Source organism: Streptomyces sp. NPDC051976, assembly GCF_040680795.1.
GTDB lineage: Bacteria > Actinomycetota > Actinomycetes > Streptomycetales > Streptomycetaceae > Actinacidiphila.
The window spans coordinates 49,658-67,277 of the sequence record NZ_JBFAXL010000039.1; the positions used below are offsets into that span (position 1 = coordinate 49,658).

Below are 17,620 nucleotides of genomic sequence, written 5' to 3' on the forward strand. Positions count from 1 at the left end.
GTCATTCGCTACAGTCCCCCGTCAACGGGACTTCACCCGTTCGGGTTAATCCGCCGAGCCGAGCAGAGGAGCGCACGGGATGGGCCGCCACAGCCGTCATGCGCAACCGGCAGCGCCGGAGTCAGGCCCTACAGGTCAGCCCGGCCGGACCGGCCACCGCGGCCGCCGCCGGCACCACCCGGTACGCACCGGGCTGCTGGCCTCGTCCGCGGCGATGGCGGTGGGCGCGGTCGCCGCCTCCTCCGGACTGCTGTCCGCGATATCCGGGGTCCCCGGCGGTATGACGTACGACAGCAACGGGGACCGCACCCAGGCCGAGGGGACGACCACCGGCCCCACCACCACCGACGGCAGCGACTCGCCGTCGCCGCTCAGCAGCAGCGGCACTCCCACCTCCGGGCGGACCGGCACCGGCCGCAACCCGTCGGTGCCGCCGAGCACCTCCGCGTCGCCGGTCATGACGGCGCCCTCGGCGACCGCCACCAGCCCGGTCACCGCGCCCAGCCCGACCCGTACCACCACCGCGCCGACCACGCCGGTCAGGACCACACCGCCGACCCGCGCCGCGACACCGACGCACAGCGCGCCGAGCGACAGCGGCGCCGCCGTCCGCGCGGCCGTGCTGTCCCTGGTCAACACCGAACGGGCCAAGGCGGGCTGTGTGGCCCTCACCGAGAACTCCAAGCTGGACGGCCTCGCACAGGCGTTCAGCGAGGACATGGCGGCCCGCGACTTCTTCGACCACACCGACCCGGACGGCCACACCCCCTGGGACCGGGCCAAGAAGCTGGGCATCGGCAACCTCGGCGGCGAGAACATCGCCCGCGGCCAGGCCGACGCCCAGGCCGTGATGAACGCCTGGATGAACAGCCCCGGCCACCGCGCCAACATCCTCAACTGCGACTACAAGACGCTCGGCGTCGGCATCCACTACGGCTCCGGCGGCCCGTGGTGGACCCAGGACTTCGGCTACTAGTCAGCACACTGGTCGGGGCAGCGCTCTCTCCGGCACAGCGCCATCCCTCGCACCGCGCCCCCTCTCGCGCCGCGCCGCCCCGGAGTACGCTGCCGCTATGACGGAGCGGAGTCGGGGCGAGGGGCTGCCGTTCGACGTGTTCGCCCGGGACTGCCCCTCGCGGGGGACGCTGGAGCACGTCACCGGGCGGTGGGGCAGCCTGACGCTCGGGGCGCTGCGCGAGGACACCCTGCGCTTCAACGAGCTGCGGCGGCGGGTCGACGGGGTGAGCGAGAAGATGCTCTCCCAGACGCTGCACGCGCTGGAGCGCGACGGACTGGTCGTCAGGGACGCCCGGCCGGTCAACCCGCCGCATGTCGAGTACCGCCTCACCCCGCTCGGCGTCGCCACCGCGGACCAGCTGCTCGCGCTGATCTCGCTGGTCGAGGGCCGGATGCCGGAGGTGCTGGCCGCCCGGGAGCGCTACGACGAGGTGCGCGGCGCCGGCTGACAGCGCGGGCAGAAGTAGCTCGACCTGTTCATCCATGCCCTGCGCCGGATCGGCGTACCGCAGCGGCGGCACGGCTCGTCCTCGCGGCCGTACGCGTCCAGGGAGCGGTCGAAGTAGCCGGACTCGCCGTTCACGTTGACGTAGAGGCTGTCGAAGCTGGTGCCGCCGGCGGCCAGCGCGTCGCCCATCACCTCGCGGATGTGGGTGACCAGTTCGGCCGTACGCGGCCGGGTCAGACTCGCGGTGGGCCGCTCGTAGTGCAGCCGGGTGCGCCACAGCGCCTCGTCCGCGTAGATGTTGCCGACCCCGCTGATCAGCGACTGGTCGAGCAGCGCGCGCTTGATGGTGGTGCGCTTGCGGCGCAGCGCCGCGTGGAAGGCGTCCTCGTCGAAGGCGTCGTCCAGCGGGTCGCGCGCGATGTGCGCCAGTGTCACCGGCAGGCCCTCGGGGTCGCCCGGCACCACCTCGTGCACCGAGAGACCGCCGAAGGTGCGCTGGTCCACGAAGCGGAGCTCGGTCCCGAGGGTGTCCGCGAAGCGGACGCGGACCCGCAGATGCGTTTCGTACGGGGCGGTGGTGGGCTGTACGAGCAGTTGGCCGCTCATGCCCAGGTGGCCGACGAGGGAGAGGCTTTCCGTGAGCGGCAGCCAGAGGTACTTGCCCCGGCGGTGGGCCTCGCCCATGACGGCGCCCTTGAGCAGGGCCGCGAAGTCCTCCGCTCCCGCGAAGTGGCGCCTGACGGCGCGGGGATGGAGGACGACGGCCTCCTCCACGGTGCGGCCTGACACCCAGCGTGCCAGTCCGCGGCGCACCACTTCCACTTCCGGCAGCTCCGGCACGGCTCTCCCTTTCCACGGAAGTGGTCACGCCCCGCCAGGGGCGCGAGGACGCGCGCTGCGCTGGCGGAGGACCTGTGCCCCGATAGGGGCGCGGGGAACTGCGCGCTCAGCCCCCCACCGGCCCGGTGGCCCGAACACAACGCGTCTGCCCCATTGGGGCCGGTGGTGACCTACAGCCACGCGACGGCTGGTCGCGCAGTTCCCCGCGCCCCTACGGGGCACGTCTTCCGTCAGCTCGCCGCTGAGGCGGCGGCTTTGCGGATGGCGCGCCAGGCGGCCTCGGCCGCCTGCTGCTCCGCTTCCTTCTTGCTGCGGCCGGTGCCGGTGCCGTACGCGACGCCACTGACGCGGGCTGCAGCCGTGAAGGTCTTCTCGTGGTCGGGGCCGGCCTCGGAGACCACGTACTCGGGGACGCCGAGGCCCTCGGTGGCGGTGAGTTCCTGGAGGCTGGTCTTCCAGTCCAGGCCGGCGCCGAGGTTGGAGGACTCCTCGATGAGCGGGTCGAAGAGCCGGTGGACCAGCTCGGCGGCCGCGTCGAGGCCCTGGTCGAGGTAGACCGCGCCGATGACCGCTTCGAGGGTGTCCGCGAGGATCGACGCCTTGTCCCGGCCGCCGGTGCCCTCTTCGCCCCGGCCCAGGCGGATGAACGCGCCGAGGTCGAGCCTGCGGCTCACGCCCGCCAGGGCACGTGAGTTGACCACCGCGGCCCGCAGCTTGGCCAGTTGGCCCTCGGGCAGGTCGGGGTGGGTGCGGTAGAGGGTGTCGGTGACCACCAGGCCGAGCACGGAGTCCCCGAGGAACTCCAGCCGCTCGTTGGTGGGCAACCCGCCGTTCTCGTACGCGTACGAGCGGTGGGTCAGCGCACGCACCAGAAGGGCGGGCTCGAGGGAATACCCGAGCCGCCCTTCCAGAAGCGTGGGGGACGAGGCTTTGTCCGCCGTGGCCGGCTGTGGCGCTGAGGCGTCTGACATGGAGCCTGTCACCTGCCGATCAGACGTCGATGACCTGACGGCGGTTGTACGTGCCGCAGCTGGGGCACGCGATGTGCTGCAGCTTCGGCTCGTGGCAGCGCTCGCACGCCACCAGGCTCACGGGCGCAGCCTTCCACTGCGAACGGCGGTGGCGCGTGTTGCTGCGCGACATCTTCCGCTTCGGAACAGCCACGGCTACTTCTCCTGGTTCTCGTCGGCGCCCTGGTCGGCACCGCTCTTCTGGAAATCCTGCAGGGCCGCCCAACGGATGTCGGTGACCTCGTGGTGGTGGTCCGGGTCGTCCGCGAGCCGCGCGCCGCATTCGGAGCACAGGCCCGGACAGTCGTCCTGGCACACCGGCTGCAGCGGCAGTGCGAGCACCACCGCGTCCCGCAGCACGGGTTCGAGGTCGAATAGATCGGCCTCAAGGAAGAGCGTGTCCTCCTCCTCGGCGTCGTCACCGGCTTCGTCCCTGCGGGCGGTCCGGGTGTCGGCGTCGGGGTAGGAGAACAGCTCCTGGAAGTCCGTCTCGAGCTCGCGCTCGATCGGCTCCAGACACCTTACGCACTCCCCCGTGAGCGGCGCTTCGGCGGTGCCTGTGACAAGCACCCCTTCCATCACCGACTCCAGGCGGAGGTCCAGCTCGACGGTCGCGCCGTCCGGCACCTTGATGACCTCGATACCGAGGTCACCGGGTGACGGCACCGAGCGGGAGACCTTCTTCATCGCACCAGGACGCCGACCCAGCTCGTGTGTGTCGAACACGAAGGGGTTGCGGTGGTCGAGGCGGGTGTTCAGGGCTTCCTGCTTTCATCGGTACGGCCGGACCCGATCCCTTGCGGGCGGGCAGGCCGAAGCGCCGGCGATTCACACGGCTGGAACTGACAGGATACTGGACGCGCCGCCCGCTCCCAAACGGAGCCGTCAGCGGCCCTGCTCCAGCTCCCGCAGCCGGTTGAGGTCGATCATCCCGGTGTCGAAGAAGCTGGTCTCGTCGAGCGCCGCGGGCTGCGGATAGCCGTGCTGCTGGCCGTGCTGCTGCCCCTGCTGCCGGTACGGGTCCTGCGGGTCGTACTGCGGCTGCTCGGGGTGCTGGCCGTACTGCTGCTGCTGGTCGTAGCCGTAGCCGGACGGGTCCTGGTAACCCTGCTGCTGGCCGTAGCCGGGCTGGGCGCCGTAGTCGGCGTACTCGGCCTGCTGCGCGTACTCCTGCTGCTGGTGCTGCGGTTGCGCGTAGCCGCCGTCGCCGTCGTAGCCGCCCTGCTGGTAGCCGGGCTCCTGCGGCGGGTAGCCGTAGCCGGAGTCCACCGCGGCGGGCTGCTGGGGCTGCTGCGGTTCGTAGCCGTACTGCGCGAGGTCGGCCTGCTCGGGGGCGGTCGGTGCGGCCAGGCCCGCCAGGAACTCGGCGTCGCTCTGCCGCTCCGCGCCGCCGGTCTGGTCGCCGCCCTCCGCGTCCTGGGCGGCCATGTGGGCCGCCAGGTCGTCGATCGGGTTGTGGCCGGTCAGCTTGAGCCGGCCGCGGCCGACGGCCTCCAGCGTCTTGCTGAGGACCGCCTCGAAGGCGCCCAGCTTGGCGTCCACGTACTCGTCCGCGCGGCGGCGCAGCGTCTCGGGGTCGGCGCTGCGCTCGGGGGCGTCCGCGTCCTCCTCGGCGCCGTCCTGGTAACCCTGGTCGTAGCGGTTCGGGTCGTGGCCGAGCAGCTTCTCGCGGCCGCGGTCGACCGAGCCGATGGTCTTGGTGAGGACCACCTCGAAGTTGGCCAGCTTGCTGTCGACGTAGTCGTCGGCCTCGGCGCGGATCTCGTCGGCCTCGCGGCGGGCCTCGGCGACGATCCGCTCGGCCTCGTCCTGCGACTGCCGGGCCACCTGGGTGTCGGAGACCAGCGAACCGCGTTCGGCGTGCGCCGACTCGATGATCCGCTGGGCTTCGGCGCGGGCCTCCCCCACCATCTGCTCACGGTCGCCGAGCAGCGCCTGGGCCTGGGAAAGGGAGTCGGGAAGCGCGGCGGCGACCTCGTCGAGCATGGCGAGCAGCTCGGCACGGTTGACCACGCAGGAGGCCGACATCGGCATCGACCGGGCGTTGGCCACGGTTGCCGCGATCTCATCGAGCTTCTTCTGGACGTCCACGAGGGAGAGCCTACTGCTGCCCGAGTTTTCCGTTGAGCGCCTCCAGAACAGCCGGGGGCACCAAGTGCGAGATGTCGCCGCCCCATTGGGCGACTTCCTTCACCAGACTCGACGACAGGAAGCTGTAGGCGGGGTTGGTGGGGACGAAGAGGGTCTCCACGCCGGTGAGGCCGACGTTCATCTGGGCCATCTGCAGTTCGTAGTCGAAGTCGCTGACCGCGCGCAGGCCCTTCACGATCGCCGGGATGTCGCGCTGCTTGCAGAAGTCCACGAGCAGGCCGTGGAAGGACTCCACCTGAACGTTGCCCAGTTCGGCGGTCACCTCCTCGATGAGCGCCATCCGCTCCTCGATGGTGAACAGGCCCTTCTTCGACTGGTTGATCATCACGGCCACGTGCACGGTGTCGTACAGGCGGGAGGCGCGGGCGATGATGTCGAGGTGTCCGTTGGTGATGGGGTCGAAGGACCCCGGACAGACTGCGCGGCGCAAGAGTGGCTCCTCGCTCTCCGTACGATCATGACGGGTGCTGCGGCTCATGGCGGGCTCGATGTCGCTCTCGGGCGGGCTCATGACCCGGCGGTAACCTGGGCGGCGCGACCGTACCAAAGAGTCGCCTCGCCGTACCGCCGGGACCGCAGGCCCTCGAAACCGGGAGGCCAGCCGAACTCGCCGCCCCGGGTCCTGCGCTCCACGGTGACCAGCGCTTCCCCCGTCAGCCAGCCCTTGGCCGCGAGTGTGAGCAGGATCTCCCGCAGGTCGTCGTCCGGGACGTCGTAGGGCGGGTCGAGGAAGACCACGTCGTACGGCTGCGCGGGGGGCGGGCCCGCGACGATCTTCTCCGCCCGGCCGGAGCGCACCTCGGCGCCGGGCAGGCGCAGCGCCGCCACGTTCTCCCGGATCACCCGGGCCGCCCGCGGCTCGGCCTCCGCCAGCAGGACGTGCGCGGCGCCGCGCGACAGCGCCTCCAGGCCCACCGCGCCCGACCCGGCGTACAGGTCCATCACCCGGGCCCCGTCCAGCGTCCCGCGCAGCGACCCGAGCGTCGAGAACAGCCCCTCCTTGGCCCGGTCCGAGGTGGGCCGGGTGCCGTCACCGGGCGGCACGGCGAGGCGCCGCCCACCGGCGGCACCGGCGATCACGCGGGTCATGGGGCTCACTTCCGTGGGGGATCCGGTCGCGCCCAGCTTACGTTTTGGGCGCCTCCCCGCCTCCGGCGGGCACGGCGGTTCAGCCCTTTTCCAGGTACTCCTCGCGGTCGGCGTCCAGGAGGCTTTCCAGGGCGCTGCGGAGGTCGGGGTGGGCGGTGAGGTCGGGGTCGGCGGCGACGAGGGCGGTGGCCTCGTCGCGGGCGGCGGCGATGACGTCCTCGTCGTCGATGACGGTGAGGACGCGCAGCGAGGAGCGGGTGCCGGACTGGGCCTGGCCGAGGACGTCGCCCTCCCGGCGCTGTTCGAGGTCGATACGGGACAGCTCGAAGCCGTCGAGGGTGCGGGCGACCGCGTCCAGGCGGAGCCGGGCCGGGCTCGCCTCGGGGGCCTCGGAGACCAGCAGGCACAGGCCGGGGGCGGTGCCGCGGCCGACCCGGCCGCGGAGCTGGTGCAGCTGGGAGACGCCGAACCGGTCGGCGTCCATGATCACCATCACGGTGGAGTTGGGCACGTTGACCCCCACCTCGATCACCGTGGTCGCCACCAGCACGTCCACCTGGCCCGCGGCGAACCGCCGCATCACGTCGTCCTTGGCGTCCGGCGCCATCCGCCCGTGCAGCACCTCGACCCGCAGCCCGCGCAGCGCCCCCGCGGCGATCTGCTCGGCCACGTCGAGCACCGCGAGCGGCGGCCTGCGCTCGGCGTCGTCCGGCCCCGCGGCGCCCTTCTTCCCGGCCGCCTTGGCGTCCTCCTCGTCGCCGATCCGCGGGCACACCACATACGCCTGGTGGCCGCCCTCGACCTCCTCGCGGACGCGTTCCCAGGCCCGGCTGAGGAAGTGCGGCTTCTCGGCGGCCGGTACGACATGGGTGGCGATCGGCGAGCGCCCGGCGGGCAGCTGGTCGAGGACCGAGGTCTCCAGGTCGCCGAAGACGGTCATCGCCACCGTCCGCGGGATCGGCGTCGCCGTCATCACCAGCAGATGCGGCGGCTGGCCCGCCTTCGCGCGCAGCGCGTCGCGCTGCTCCACCCCGAAGCGGTGCTGCTCGTCGACGACGACCAGCCCGAGGTCGTGGAACTTCACCTTGTCCTCGATGAGCGCGTGGGTGCCGATCACGATCCCAGCCTCGCCGGTGACCAGGTCGAGCAGCGCCTGGCGGCGGGCCGCGGTGCCCATCGAACCGGTCAGCAGCACCACCTTGGTGCCCAGCTCGGAGCCGCCGAGCATGCCCGCGGGCTCGGCCAGCTCGCCCATCATCTCGGTGATCGAGCGGTGGTGCTGCTGCGCCAGCACCTCGGTCGGCGCGAGCATCGCCGCCTGGCCGCCCGCGTCGACCACCCCGAGCATCGCGCGCAGCGCGACCAGCGTCTTGCCGGAGCCGACCTCGCCCTGGAGCAGCCGGTGCATGGGGTGGTCGGTGGCAAGGTCGGCGAAGACCTCGGCGGAGACGGTCCGCTGGCCCTCGGTGAGGGTGAACGGCAGCTTGGCGTCGAAGGCCGTGAGCAGCCCGTCGGCGCGCGGGATCCGGGGCACGGCGGGCAGCGCGGACTCCGCGGCGCGGCGGCGGGCCAGGGCGACCTGCAGAACGTACGCCTCGTCCCACTTCAGCCGCTCCTTGGCGGTGCCGATGTCCGCCTTGGTGCCGGGCCGGTGGATCTTCTCCAGCGCCTCGGAGAGCGGCGCGAGGCCGCGGGACTCGCGCAGGGCGGCGGGCAGCGGTTCGCCCACGCCCTGCCAGCCCGTCGCGCCCAGCGAGTTGAGCGCGGTGTCGACCGCCTGGGCGATCCGCCAGGAGCTGATCTGCTTGCACGCCGGGTAGAGCGGGATGAGCCGGTTGGCGAAGGCGTCGACCGCGTCGGCGCCCTCGTCGCCGTCCAGCAACTGGTAGTCGGGGTGGGCGAGTTGGCGGGTGCGGTTGAAGACGGACACCTTGCCGGAGAACATCCCGCGGCGGCCGGGGATCAGCCGGTGGGCGTGCGCGTGGGCCGCCTTGCTGAAGAAGACCAGGGTCAGTGAGCCGCTGCCGTCGGTGACGACCACTTCGAGCCGGACGCCGGTGCCGCCGCCGTACGTCCGCTTGTCCGCCTTGGCGACCTGCGCCACCACGGTCACGTGCTCGTCGAGCGGCAGGTCGGCCAGCCGGGTCAGCTCACCGCGCTCGGCGTACCGCCGCGGGTAGTGGTGCAGCAGGTCCCCGGTGGTGTGCAGCCCGAGGTGCTCGTCGAGCACCTTCGCGGTGCGGTCGCCGACGATCTTGCGCAGGGGTTCGTCCAGGGGCCCGGACGTGGCAGCAGCAGACATCCCGACCACCTTATTGCCGACCTCTGACGGTGAGCGGAACGTAGGCGACCCCCGCGGCCTACTCCACCCCGATCAGCAACGGGCAGGAGGGCTGACCGCCCTCGTAGACGACGGTGTCCACCGCGAGGTGGGCGTCGCGGACGTGGGCCTGTATGCGGTCGGCGAGGTCGGGTGGGGCGCCGGCGCCGAGGACGAGGGTGACCAGCTCGCCGCCGGCGGCGAGCATCCGGTCCAGCACGACGGCGGCGGTCTGCACCAGGGTGCCGCCGATGACGGCCACGTCGCCGTCGATGAGGCCGAGGACGTCGCCGGCCTGGCAGATGCCGGCCATCGTCCAGGACCGGTGCTCGGCGACGGCGAGCTCGGCGTACCGGGTGGCGCCCGCGGCCGACGTCATCGCCACCACGTCCTCGTCGAAGCGGCGGGCGGGCTCGTGGACGGCCAGCGCCGCCAGGCCCTGGACGGCCGAGCGGGTCGGGATCAGGGCGACGCGTACGCCGTCGGTGCGTGCCTGTTCCGCGGCGGCGCCCGCCACGTCCCGCAGCTCCCGGTCGTTGGGCAGCAGCACGACCTCGCGGGCGTGCGCGCGGCGGATCGCGGCGGCGATCTCACCGCTGGCGGGCTGCTCGCCCGGCCGCACGGCGACCACGGTCGCCCCGGCGCTCGCGCACAGCTCGGCCAGCCCGTCGCCGCGGACCACGGCCACCACCGCCCGCCGGGCCCGCTCGCCGCGCGGCATTCCGCCGTTCACGTGCTGGCGGGCCTGGTCCTCGAAGTGGGTGACCCTGATCCGGTACGGGCGCCCGGCCTCGATCCCGGCCTCGACGGCGGCGCCCACGTCGTCGACGTGCACATGGACGTTCCACAGCCCGTCGCCGCCGACCACGACCAGCGAGTCGCCGAGCCGGTCGAGCCGCGTGCGCAGCCGGGGCAGCGCCCCGTCGTCCGCCTCCAGCAGGTAGATCACCTCGAAGGCGGGGCCGTCACCGGCGGCGGGGGCGTCGTCGGGGCAGACGTCCGCGGCCCCGGCCGGGTCGGCGGTGTCTCCGGTGGGGCGGAAGGCGGTGCCCGAGGGCGGTTCCGCGGGGGCGTCGCCGGTGAACGCCTCCGCCAGGGCGCCGAGGACGGCGACCAGGCCGAGGCCGCCCGCGTCGACCACCCCGGCGCGGCCCAGCACGCCGAGCTGGCCGGGGGTGGCCGCGAGCGCCGCCCGCGCGCCGTCGTGGGCGGCCCGCAGCACCGCGTCGACGCCGCCCGGCGCCGCGCCGGCCGCGTCCGCCGCCGCGGTGGCGACGGTGAGCATGGTGCCCTCGACCGGGCGGGCCACCGCCCCGTACGCCGACTCGGCGGCCATCCGCAGCGCCCGCCGCACCTCGTCCGCGCCGATGCCCGTGTCGATGCCCGTGTCGTCGCGGGCGTCGCCGCGGTCGGCCAGCGCCGCGTTCATGCCGCGCAGGAGCTGGGCGAGGATCGTGCCGGAGTTGCCGCGGGCGCCGATGAGGGCGCCGTGGGACATCGCGTGGAACGCCTCGCAGAGGGTGGGGCGCGGGGCGGGCGGCGGCACGGCTCCGGCGCCGGGCCCGGCGGGCGAGGTCTCGTGGCCGCCGAAGACCGCCTCGACGGCCTGCGCGGCCGACTCCACGGTCAGGAAGAGGTTGGTGCCGGTGTCACCGTCGGCGACGGGATAGACGTTGATCGCGTCGATCTCCTCGCGTGCCCTGCCCAGTGCCTGGAGGGAGAGTCGGCACCAGGCGCGCACCACGGAAGCGTCGAGCGAGGGCGGCAACAGGTCCTCCTGCGGGACACCGGGAGTAGGGAACTGCTGCAGGTGAGCGTAGTCGTGACCCCGGTCACGACCGCAGGCGGCCGGACGGGAGGGCCCGCGGACCATGGTAGTTTCGTTGTACGGGAGTGGCCGTTGTATGCTGCTCCGGTTGCCCGGGGCTCTCTCGGGCTTTTCATCGTAAGTGCATCTGAAGTCTTTGGAGTGACCCGTGGCTGCCAACTGCGACGTCTGCGGCAAGGGGCCGGGCTTCGGCAACAGCATCTCCCACTCGCACCGCCGTACCCCGCGTCGTTGGAACCCCAACATCCAGCGCGTGCGTGCAGTGGTCGGGCGGACGCCGAAGCGCCTCAATGTCTGCACCTCGTGCATCAAGGCCGGGAAGGTCTCGCGCTGACGCGTCGTACGCGTATGTCGTAGCAGCGCAGCCTTTGCGGCTACTCGAATGCCGGTCCACCTCAGGGTGGGCCGGTTTTCTTGCGTTGTCCCGGGGTGACCCCGTGGTGCCCGCCGCCGGGCGCACCGCTCAGCGGTCGCGCCAGCCGTGGTCGACCGGGCCGATGCCGGTGCCCAGCGGGAATCCGGCGGCGATGGCGCCGGTCACATAGGTCTTCGCCAGGTCGACCGCCTCGGGCACGTCGTGGCCGAGCGCCAGATGGGCGGCGATCGCGCTGGCCAGGGTGCAGCCGGTGCCGTGGGTGTGCGGGTTGGCCAGCCGCGGGGCGCGGTACCAGTGCTCGTGGACGCCGTCGCTGAGCAGGTCGACGGCCTCGGGCGAGGCGCTGTCCGCGAGGTGGCCGCCCTTGATGAGCGCCCAGCGCGGCCCGTGGCCGAGTACGGCCGCCGCGGCGGCCCGCATCCCGGCCTCGTCGCGGACCACGACGCCGGTGAGCTGGGTGACCTCGTCGAGGTTGGGGGTCGCCACCGTCGCGACGGGCAGCAGGCGGTCCCGTACGGTGGCCACCGCCTCCGCGGCGAGCAGCGCGTCGCCGTGCTTGGACAGCCCGACCGGGTCGACGACCACGGGTACGCCGTCGGGGAGCCCGGCCAGCAGTCCGGCGACGGTGGCGGCCAGCGCCGCGGACGCCAGCATGCCGGTCTTGACCGCCTGGACGCCGATGTCGTCGACGACGGCCCGGAACTGGGCGCGTACCGCCGCCTCGGGCAGTTCCCAGGAGCCCTGGACGCCCCGTGAGTTCTGCGCGGTGACGGCGGTCAGCACGCTCATGCCGTGCACGCCGAGCGCCAGCATCGTCTTGAGGTCGGCCTGGATGCCCGCGCCGCCGCCGGAGTCGGATCCGGCGACGGTGAGCACCCGGGGCGGGGCGGCGGGCGCAGGGGATTCGTGGGTTGCGGAAACGTTCACCCTTCGTCGTCCCCGAAGTGGTCCCAGCCGCCCGCCTTGTCCCAGGCCGCGCCGTCCACGGTGACCTGGGGGGTGCGCCCTGCCGGAGCGCCGACCGCGCCGATCACCCGCCAGCGGGCGGGCAGCTTCACGTCCGGCGGGAAGGTGGCGACGATCGCGTGGTCCTCGCCGCCGGTCAGCACCCAGTGCAGCGGGTCCACGCCGACCGCCTGGCCGATGTCGGTCATCTGGGCGGGCACGTCGATGTCCGCCGACCGCAGGTCGATGTCGACGCCGCTGGCGGCCGCGACATGGCCGAGGTCGGCGACCAGGCCGTCGCTGACGTCGGTCATGGCGGTGGCGCCGAGCTCGGCCGCGGCGGGGCCCGCGTGGTACGGCGGCTCCGGCCTGCGGTGGGCCTCGACGAAGGCGCGCGGCGAGCGGAAGCCGCGGGAGAGCACGGCCAGGCCCGCCGCGGACCAGCCGAGCCAGCCGGTGACGGCGACGATGTCGCCCGCGCGGGCACCCGATCGGGTGACCGCGTCGCGGTTGCGCAGATCGCCGAGCGCGGTGATCGCCACGGTGATGGTGTCGCCGCGTACGACGTCGCCGCCGACGACCGCCGCGCCGGCCACCTGGCACTCGTCGCGGATGCCGTCCATCAGCTCGATCGGCCAGGTGGCGGGCAGTTCCGCGGGCACCACCAGGCCGAGCAGCACGGCGGTGGGCACCGCGCCCATGGCGGCGATGTCCGCGAGGTTCTGGGCGGCGGCCTTGCGGCCCACGTCGTACGCGGTGGACCAGTCACGGCGGAAGTGGCGGCCCTCGAGCAGCACGTCAGTGGTGGCGACCACCCTGCGGTCCGGCGCGGTGATGACGGCGGCGTCGTCGCCGGGCCCGATTTTCACCGCGGGGGTCGTAGTGAGCCGGGAGGTCAATTCCCTGATGAGCCCGAACTCCCCCAACTCGCCCACAGTCCCCTTCATGCCATCGTCCCCTCATGTCTCGGCCGAGGCCGGTTCTGGCTGCGTGTTTCCCGTCAATACGGGGGTCAGGTACCGCGCGGGTCTCCCCGCTGTGCGCGACGACGCGATAACGTGGCGTCCCCCTTCCCACATGATCCTCGAAGCCGCCCTGGAGGTTCCGTGGTACAGGCGTACATCCTGATCCAGACCGAGGTCGGCAAGGCCTCGGCAGTAGCGGAGGTGATCTCCAAGATCGACGGAGTCATCCAGGCCGAAGACGTCACTGGTCCTTATGACGTCATCGTCCGGGCCCAAGCCGACACGGTCGACGATCTCGGCCGCATGGTGGTCGCCAAGGTCCAGCAAGTGGACGGCATCACCCGAACTCTGACCTGTCCCGTCGTCCACATCTAGCCCTCGATATGCTCGCCCGGTGACGCTGTATCGCCGGGTCGTTCTGATCACCGTGTCCGCCGTCGCGTGCTTGTCCGCGGCGGCGGTCTACGACGTCACTTCCGGTACGGACGACGCCATCGCCGTGCCGGTTCCTGACGCGCGCGTCGCCGGATACTGCCACACGCTGCACCAGGAGTTGCCGAGCAAGGTGATCGGGCTCTCCCGGCATGATCTCAAGACGCGCTCGGACCTGGTTGCCGGATGGGGAAATCCGGCCATCGTTCTGCGCTGCGGGGTGCAGCGGCCGCTGGTCGACAACGACCCGAACGCCGACGGGGTCGACGTCGACGGGGTCGGCTGGTCGATCGAGCAGCGGCCGGGCGGCACCTTCCGGCTGACCACGACGCTGCGCAAGGCGTATGTCGAGGTCACCCTGCCGAAGAAGTTCGCCGGCGACGTCGGTCCGCTCAGCGACCTCGCCGACGCCGTCAAGAAGTCGATCCCGGTGGCGTGACGCCGCGGCCCGGCCCTGTCCGGGGCCGGGCCGCGGGTCTCAGCGCAGTCCGGTGGAGCGGCGCAGCGCCGCCTGGATCAGCAGGTCGATGAGTTCGGGGTAGCTGACCCCGCTCTCCTGCCACATCCGCGGGTACATCGAGATCGGCGTGAAGCCGGGCATGGTGTTGATCTCGTTGATCACGAACTCGCCGCTGTCGAGCAGGAAGAAGTCCGCGCGGACCAGACCCTCGCAGGAGGCGGCCTCGAACGCCTCGACGGCGAGCCGCCGGACTTCCGCGGTCTGCTCGTCGGTGAGCGGCGCCGGGACGATCCCCTCGGCGGAGTCGATGTACTTCGCCTCGAAGTCGTAGAAGGCGTGGCTGGTGACCGGCGGGATCTCCGCGGGCACCGACGCGCGCGGGCCGTCCTCGAACTCCAGCACGCCGCACTCGATCTCGCGCCCGCTCAGCAGCGCCTCGACGATGACCTTGGGGTCGTGCCGCCTGGCCTCGGCGATCGCGGCGTCGAGCCCCTCGGGCCCGTCGACCTTGGTGATGCCGAACGACGAACCGGCGCGCGCGGGCTTCACGAACACCGGCCAGCCGTGCTCGGCGGCGAAGGCGGTGACCTTGGCGCGGGCCGCGTCGCGGTCCTGCTCCCACTCGCGCGGGCGGAGCACGGTGTACGGGCCGACGGCCAGGCCGAAGGAGGTGAAGACCCGCTTCATGTACTCCTTGTCCATGCCGACGGCGGAGGCGAGCACGCCCGCGCCGACGTACGGGACGCCGGAGAGTTCCAGCAGGCCCTGCAGGGTGCCGTCCTCGCCGTACGGGCCGTGCAGCATCGGGAAGACGACGTCGACCTCGCCGAGCGCCTTGGGCACGGCGCCTGCCTCGGTGTAGACGACCTCGCGGCTGGCCGGGTCCACGGGCAGCACGACGGCGCCCTCGTGGTCGGTGACCTGCTCCACGGTGGGCATCCTGCGGTCGGCGATGGCCATCCGCTCGGGAGCGTCGGCGGTCAGCGCCCAGCGGCCCTCGGTGGTGATGCCGATGGGCAGGACGTCGTACTTGTCGCGGTCGATCGCGGCGAGCACGCTGGCCGCGGTCACCACCGAGACGCCGTGCTCGGAGCTGCGCCCGCCGAAGACGACGGCGACCCGCGGCTTGCGCGGGTAGCCCTGGTCAGCGCGGTCCGGACTCTGGGGAGAGGGAAGGTTGCTCATGTCGCGACGACCCTACCGCTCCGGCTTCGCGGAGCGTGACATCAACTCCCGCACGGCCACGACCGGCGGCTTGCCGTTGTGCACGATGTCGACGACGGTGTCGGTGATCGGCATGTCGACGCCGTGCCGCCTGGCCAGATCGGCCACGGACTCGCAGGACTTGACGCCCTCGGCGGTCTGGCTGGTGACGGCGATGGTCTCGGCGAGGGTCATCCCGCGGCCGAGGTTGATGCCGAAGGTGTGGTTGCGCGACAGCGGCGAGGAGCAGGTGGCGACCAGGTCGCCCATGCCCGCCAGGCCCGCGAAGGTGTGCGCGTCGGCGCCCATGGCCAGGCCCAGCCGGGTCGTCTCGGCCAGTCCGCGGGTGATCAGCGACGCCTTGGTGTTGTCGCCCAGGCCCATGCCGTCGGCGATGCCGACCGCGAGGCCGATGACGTTCTTGACGGCGCCGCCGAGTTCGCAGCCGACGACGTCGGTGTTGGTGTAGGGGCGGAAGTAGCGGGTGTGGCAGGCGGCCTGGAAGCGGCGGGCGACGGCCTCGTCACGGCAGGCGACGACGGACGCGGCGGGCTGCCGGGCGGCGATCTCCGGGGCGAGGTTGGGGCCGGACAGGACGGCGACGCGGTCGGGGCCGGCCTTGGCGACCTCCTCGATCACCTCGCTCATCCGCTTGGCGGTGCCGAGTTCGACGCCCTTCATCAGGCTGACCAGCACCGCGTCGGGGCGCAGCAGCGGCGCCCATTCGGCCAGGTTGCCGCGCAGGGTCTGCGAGGGCACGGCGAGGATGACGAACTCGGCGTCGCGGGCGGCCTCGGCCGGGTCGGCGGTGGCGGTGACGCCGGCGGGGAGTTCGAGTTCGGGCAGGTAGTCGGGGTTCCTGCGGGTGGCGTTGATCGCCGCCGCCAGTTCGGGGCGGCGGCCCCAGAGCGACACCTCGCACCCGGCGTCGGCGAGCACCATCGCGAAGGCGGTGCCCCAGGAACCGGTGCCGTAGACCGCGCAGCGGGCCGTCACTTGCCCTCCCGGGCCGCACGCGGGTTGTAGAGCGCGGCGGGCGCGGGTTCGCCGCGCAGTTCGGCGAGCTGCCCGCTGACGCGCAGCATGATTTTCTCGGTGATCTGGCGCAGCACCTCGGGGGTGGGCTCCTGGCCGTAGAACTCGGTCAGGTCGACCGGGGGTCCGGCGAGCACCCGGAGCGTCTTGCGCGGCAGCAGCCGTACCTTCTTCTCCTTGGCGTACGGCGGCACCACCTCGTGGGCGCCCCACTGCGCGACGGGGATCACGGGCGCCTTGGTGAGCAGCGCGACCCGGGCGATGCCGGTCTTGCCGACCATCGGCCACAGGCCGGGGTCGCGGGTGAGCGTGCCCTCCGGGTAGAACACGACGCACTCGCCGGAGTTGATGGCGTCCACGGCGGCGCGGAACGCGTTGGCCGCGTCGGTCGACTCGCGGTAGACCGGGATCTGGCCCGTGCCGCGCAGCATGGTGCCGACGAAGAAGGGCTTGAAGAGCGCCGCCTTGGCCAGGAAGCGCGGGACGCGGCCGGTGTTGTACTGGAAATGCCCGTACGACAGGGGGTCCAGGTACGAGTTGTGGTTGAGCGCCGTGATGAATCCGCCGTCCGCCGGAATGTGCTCCATTCCGTGCCAATCGCGCTTGAAGAACACAATGAGCGGCGGCTTCGCGATGACGGCCGCCAGGCGGTACCAGAAACCGATTCTGCGGCGGGACACCAGGACTCCTCTTCGTTGCTGTGGCGCTGCACCCGTACAGCACCACCCGTGCAGCCGCACAAGTCTCGCGGCTACGCACACGTTAACGCCAGCCGTTAGCGGCCTGAGGACCGCGTCGGGGAAGGCCGCACAATGGGGCTGTGGCGAGTGATGTGACCCGGGAGTGGTCTGTGGTGGTGCCGCTGAAGCCGCTTGCGGTGGCGAAGAGCAGGCTGGCGGAGGCGGCGGGGGCGGTACGGCCCGCGCTGGCGCTGGCGTTCGCGCTGGACACCGTGGCGGCGGTGCTGGAGTGCGCGGGGGTGGTGGACGTGACAGTGGTCACGGACGACGAGCGGGCCTCGGCGGAACTGGCCGGTCTCGGGGCGTTCGTGGTGCCGGACGCCCCGGCGGCGGGGCTGAACGCCGCGCTGCGGTACGGCGCCGGGCGGGTGCGTGAGCGCAGGCCGGGTGCGGCGGTCGCGGCGCTGAACGGCGATCTCCCGGCCTTGCGGCCCGCCGAGCTCGCGCAGGTGCTGCGGGCGGCCGCGGGCGCCCAGGAGCGCGCTTTCCTGGCCGATGCGGCCGGTGTGGGGACAACCTTGCTCGCCGCGCCCGCGGCGGCGCCCCTCTCCCCCGCCTTCGGCGGCCCCTCCCGGGCCCGCCACCTGGCCACCGGCGCCCGCGAGATCACGCTGCCCGACGTCACCTCCGTCCGCCAGGACGTCGACACCGGCGACGACCTCCGCGCCGCCCTCACCTTGGGCGTCGGCCCCCGCACCACTGCCCTTTTTGCCGCCTTCTCGCCGTCCGCCACCGAGCCGCGCCTGCCCTAGGCTGGCGCT

20 protein-coding genes are annotated in these 17,620 nt (G+C 72.7%); 6 read left to right on the top strand and 14 right to left on the bottom strand.

Annotated features, from left to right (window positions below):
* The first annotated feature begins 79 nt into the window (after nucleotides 1–79).
* Together AB0M29_RS30815 and AB0M29_RS30820 are read left to right on the top strand one after the other, a co-directional pair.
* Entirely contained in the window at nucleotides 80–976 is an 897-nt protein-coding gene (locus AB0M29_RS30815; protein WP_365388575.1) for a CAP domain-containing protein, read from the top strand.
* A 97-nt stretch (nucleotides 977–1,073) separates the two neighbouring features.
* Complete coding sequence (locus AB0M29_RS30820) at nucleotides 1,074–1,466, top strand: helix-turn-helix domain-containing protein (RefSeq protein WP_365388577.1); 393 nt, start codon at nucleotides 1,074–1,076, stop codon at nucleotides 1,464–1,466.
* Here the strand turns inward: AB0M29_RS30820 and mutM are convergent.
* The 9 genes from mutM to AB0M29_RS30865 all read right to left on the bottom strand — a co-directional run bounded on the left by mutM (nucleotide 1,439) and on the right by AB0M29_RS30865 (nucleotide 10,643).
* Complete coding sequence (mutM, locus tag AB0M29_RS30825; RefSeq protein ID WP_365388579.1) at nucleotides 1,439–2,305, bottom strand: bifunctional DNA-formamidopyrimidine glycosylase/DNA-(apurinic or apyrimidinic site) lyase; 867 nt, start codon at nucleotides 2,303–2,305, stop codon at nucleotides 1,439–1,441. The genes AB0M29_RS30820 and mutM overlap by 28 nt on opposite strands.
* A gap of 230 nt (nucleotides 2,306–2,535) precedes the next feature.
* Complete coding sequence (gene rnc / locus AB0M29_RS30830; RefSeq protein WP_365388581.1) at nucleotides 2,536–3,276, bottom strand: ribonuclease III; 741 nt, start codon at nucleotides 3,274–3,276, stop codon at nucleotides 2,536–2,538.
* A gap of 19 nt (nucleotides 3,277–3,295) precedes the next feature.
* A complete protein-coding gene (gene rpmF / locus AB0M29_RS30835) occupies nucleotides 3,296–3,469 on the bottom strand; it encodes a 50S ribosomal protein L32 (protein WP_188281855.1) in 174 nt (57 codons plus the stop codon).
* Between the two features lie 2 nt (nucleotides 3,470–3,471).
* The gene (locus AB0M29_RS30840) at nucleotides 3,472–4,002 is read right to left on the bottom strand and encodes a YceD family protein (protein WP_365388584.1); all 531 of its coding nucleotides are present in this window, start codon (nucleotides 4,000–4,002) and stop codon (nucleotides 3,472–3,474) included.
* A 198-nt stretch (nucleotides 4,003–4,200) separates the two neighbouring features.
* Nucleotides 4,201–5,406, bottom strand: a complete 1,206-nt coding sequence (locus tag AB0M29_RS30845; RefSeq protein WP_365388585.1) for an ATP synthase F0 subunit B — start codon at nucleotides 5,404–5,406, stop codon at nucleotides 4,201–4,203.
* A gap of 10 nt (nucleotides 5,407–5,416) precedes the next feature.
* Nucleotides 5,417–5,896, bottom strand: coding sequence for a pantetheine-phosphate adenylyltransferase (coaD, locus tag AB0M29_RS30850; RefSeq protein WP_365388667.1), 480 nt, complete (start codon nucleotides 5,894–5,896; stop codon nucleotides 5,417–5,419).
* 77 nt (nucleotides 5,897–5,973) lie between these two features.
* The gene (gene rsmD / locus AB0M29_RS30855) at nucleotides 5,974–6,555 is read right to left on the bottom strand and encodes a 16S rRNA (guanine(966)-N(2))-methyltransferase RsmD (RefSeq protein WP_365388587.1); all 582 of its coding nucleotides are present in this window, start codon (nucleotides 6,553–6,555) and stop codon (nucleotides 5,974–5,976) included.
* Between the two features lie 79 nt (nucleotides 6,556–6,634).
* The gene (gene recG, locus AB0M29_RS30860) at nucleotides 6,635–8,857 is read right to left on the bottom strand and encodes an ATP-dependent DNA helicase RecG (protein WP_365388589.1); all 2,223 of its coding nucleotides are present in this window, start codon (nucleotides 8,855–8,857) and stop codon (nucleotides 6,635–6,637) included.
* Between the two features lie 58 nt (nucleotides 8,858–8,915).
* A complete protein-coding gene (locus AB0M29_RS30865) occupies nucleotides 8,916–10,643 on the bottom strand; it encodes a DAK2 domain-containing protein (RefSeq protein WP_365388592.1) in 1,728 nt (575 codons plus the stop codon).
* Between the two features lie 208 nt (nucleotides 10,644–10,851).
* Here AB0M29_RS30865 and rpmB point away from each other — a divergent pair, with 208 nt between their 5' ends.
* Nucleotides 10,852–11,037, top strand: a complete 186-nt coding sequence (gene rpmB, locus AB0M29_RS30870) for a 50S ribosomal protein L28 (protein ID WP_028426177.1) — start codon at nucleotides 10,852–10,854, stop codon at nucleotides 11,035–11,037.
* Nucleotides 11,038–11,166: 129 nt separating this feature from the next.
* Here the strand turns inward: rpmB and thiD are convergent, their stop codons facing one another.
* On the bottom strand, nucleotides 11,167–12,006 hold the full coding sequence (thiD, locus tag AB0M29_RS30875) for a bifunctional hydroxymethylpyrimidine kinase/phosphomethylpyrimidine kinase (RefSeq protein WP_365388594.1): 840 nt from the start codon (nucleotides 12,004–12,006) through the stop codon (nucleotides 11,167–11,169).
* Complete coding sequence (locus AB0M29_RS30880) at nucleotides 12,003–12,971, bottom strand: thiamine-phosphate kinase (RefSeq protein WP_365388596.1); 969 nt, start codon at nucleotides 12,969–12,971, stop codon at nucleotides 12,003–12,005. Before AB0M29_RS30880 ends, thiD begins: the two co-directional genes overlap by 4 nt.
* A 159-nt stretch (nucleotides 12,972–13,130) precedes the next feature.
* Between AB0M29_RS30880 and AB0M29_RS30885 the strand changes: the two genes are divergently transcribed.
* Nucleotides 13,131–13,364, top strand: coding sequence for an Lrp/AsnC ligand binding domain-containing protein (locus AB0M29_RS30885; RefSeq protein WP_365388599.1), 234 nt, complete (start codon nucleotides 13,131–13,133; stop codon nucleotides 13,362–13,364).
* Between the two features lie 19 nt (nucleotides 13,365–13,383).
* Complete coding sequence (locus AB0M29_RS30890) at nucleotides 13,384–13,860, top strand: DUF3515 domain-containing protein (RefSeq protein ID WP_365388601.1); 477 nt, start codon at nucleotides 13,384–13,386, stop codon at nucleotides 13,858–13,860.
* Between the two features lie 39 nt (nucleotides 13,861–13,899).
* Here the strand turns inward: AB0M29_RS30890 and AB0M29_RS30895 are convergent, their stop codons facing one another.
* From AB0M29_RS30895 to AB0M29_RS30905, 3 genes are read right to left on the bottom strand one after another with little or no spacing between them, the layout of a single operon-like run.
* Nucleotides 13,900–15,066 carry a D-alanine--D-alanine ligase family protein gene (locus AB0M29_RS30895; RefSeq protein ID WP_365388603.1) on the bottom strand — a complete coding sequence of 389 codons (1,167 nt, stop codon included), beginning with the start codon at nucleotides 15,064–15,066 and terminating at the stop codon, nucleotides 13,900–13,902.
* A 12-nt stretch (nucleotides 15,067–15,078) separates the two neighbouring features.
* A complete protein-coding gene (locus AB0M29_RS30900) occupies nucleotides 15,079–16,080 on the bottom strand; it encodes an NAD(P)H-dependent glycerol-3-phosphate dehydrogenase (RefSeq protein ID WP_365388605.1) in 1,002 nt (333 codons plus the stop codon).
* Nucleotides 16,077–16,799 (bottom strand): lysophospholipid acyltransferase family protein, encoded by a 723-nt coding sequence (locus AB0M29_RS30905; protein ID WP_365388607.1) that lies wholly within the window; start codon nucleotides 16,797–16,799, stop codon nucleotides 16,077–16,079. Before AB0M29_RS30905 ends, AB0M29_RS30900 begins: the two co-directional genes overlap by 4 nt.
* Before the next feature lie 140 nt (nucleotides 16,800–16,939).
* On the opposite strand from AB0M29_RS30905, the gene cofC reads away from it, so the two are divergent.
* A complete protein-coding gene (gene cofC / locus AB0M29_RS30910) occupies nucleotides 16,940–17,611 on the top strand; it encodes a 2-phospho-L-lactate guanylyltransferase (RefSeq protein ID WP_365388608.1) in 672 nt (223 codons plus the stop codon).
* Nucleotides 17,612–17,620: the final 9 nt, after the last annotated feature.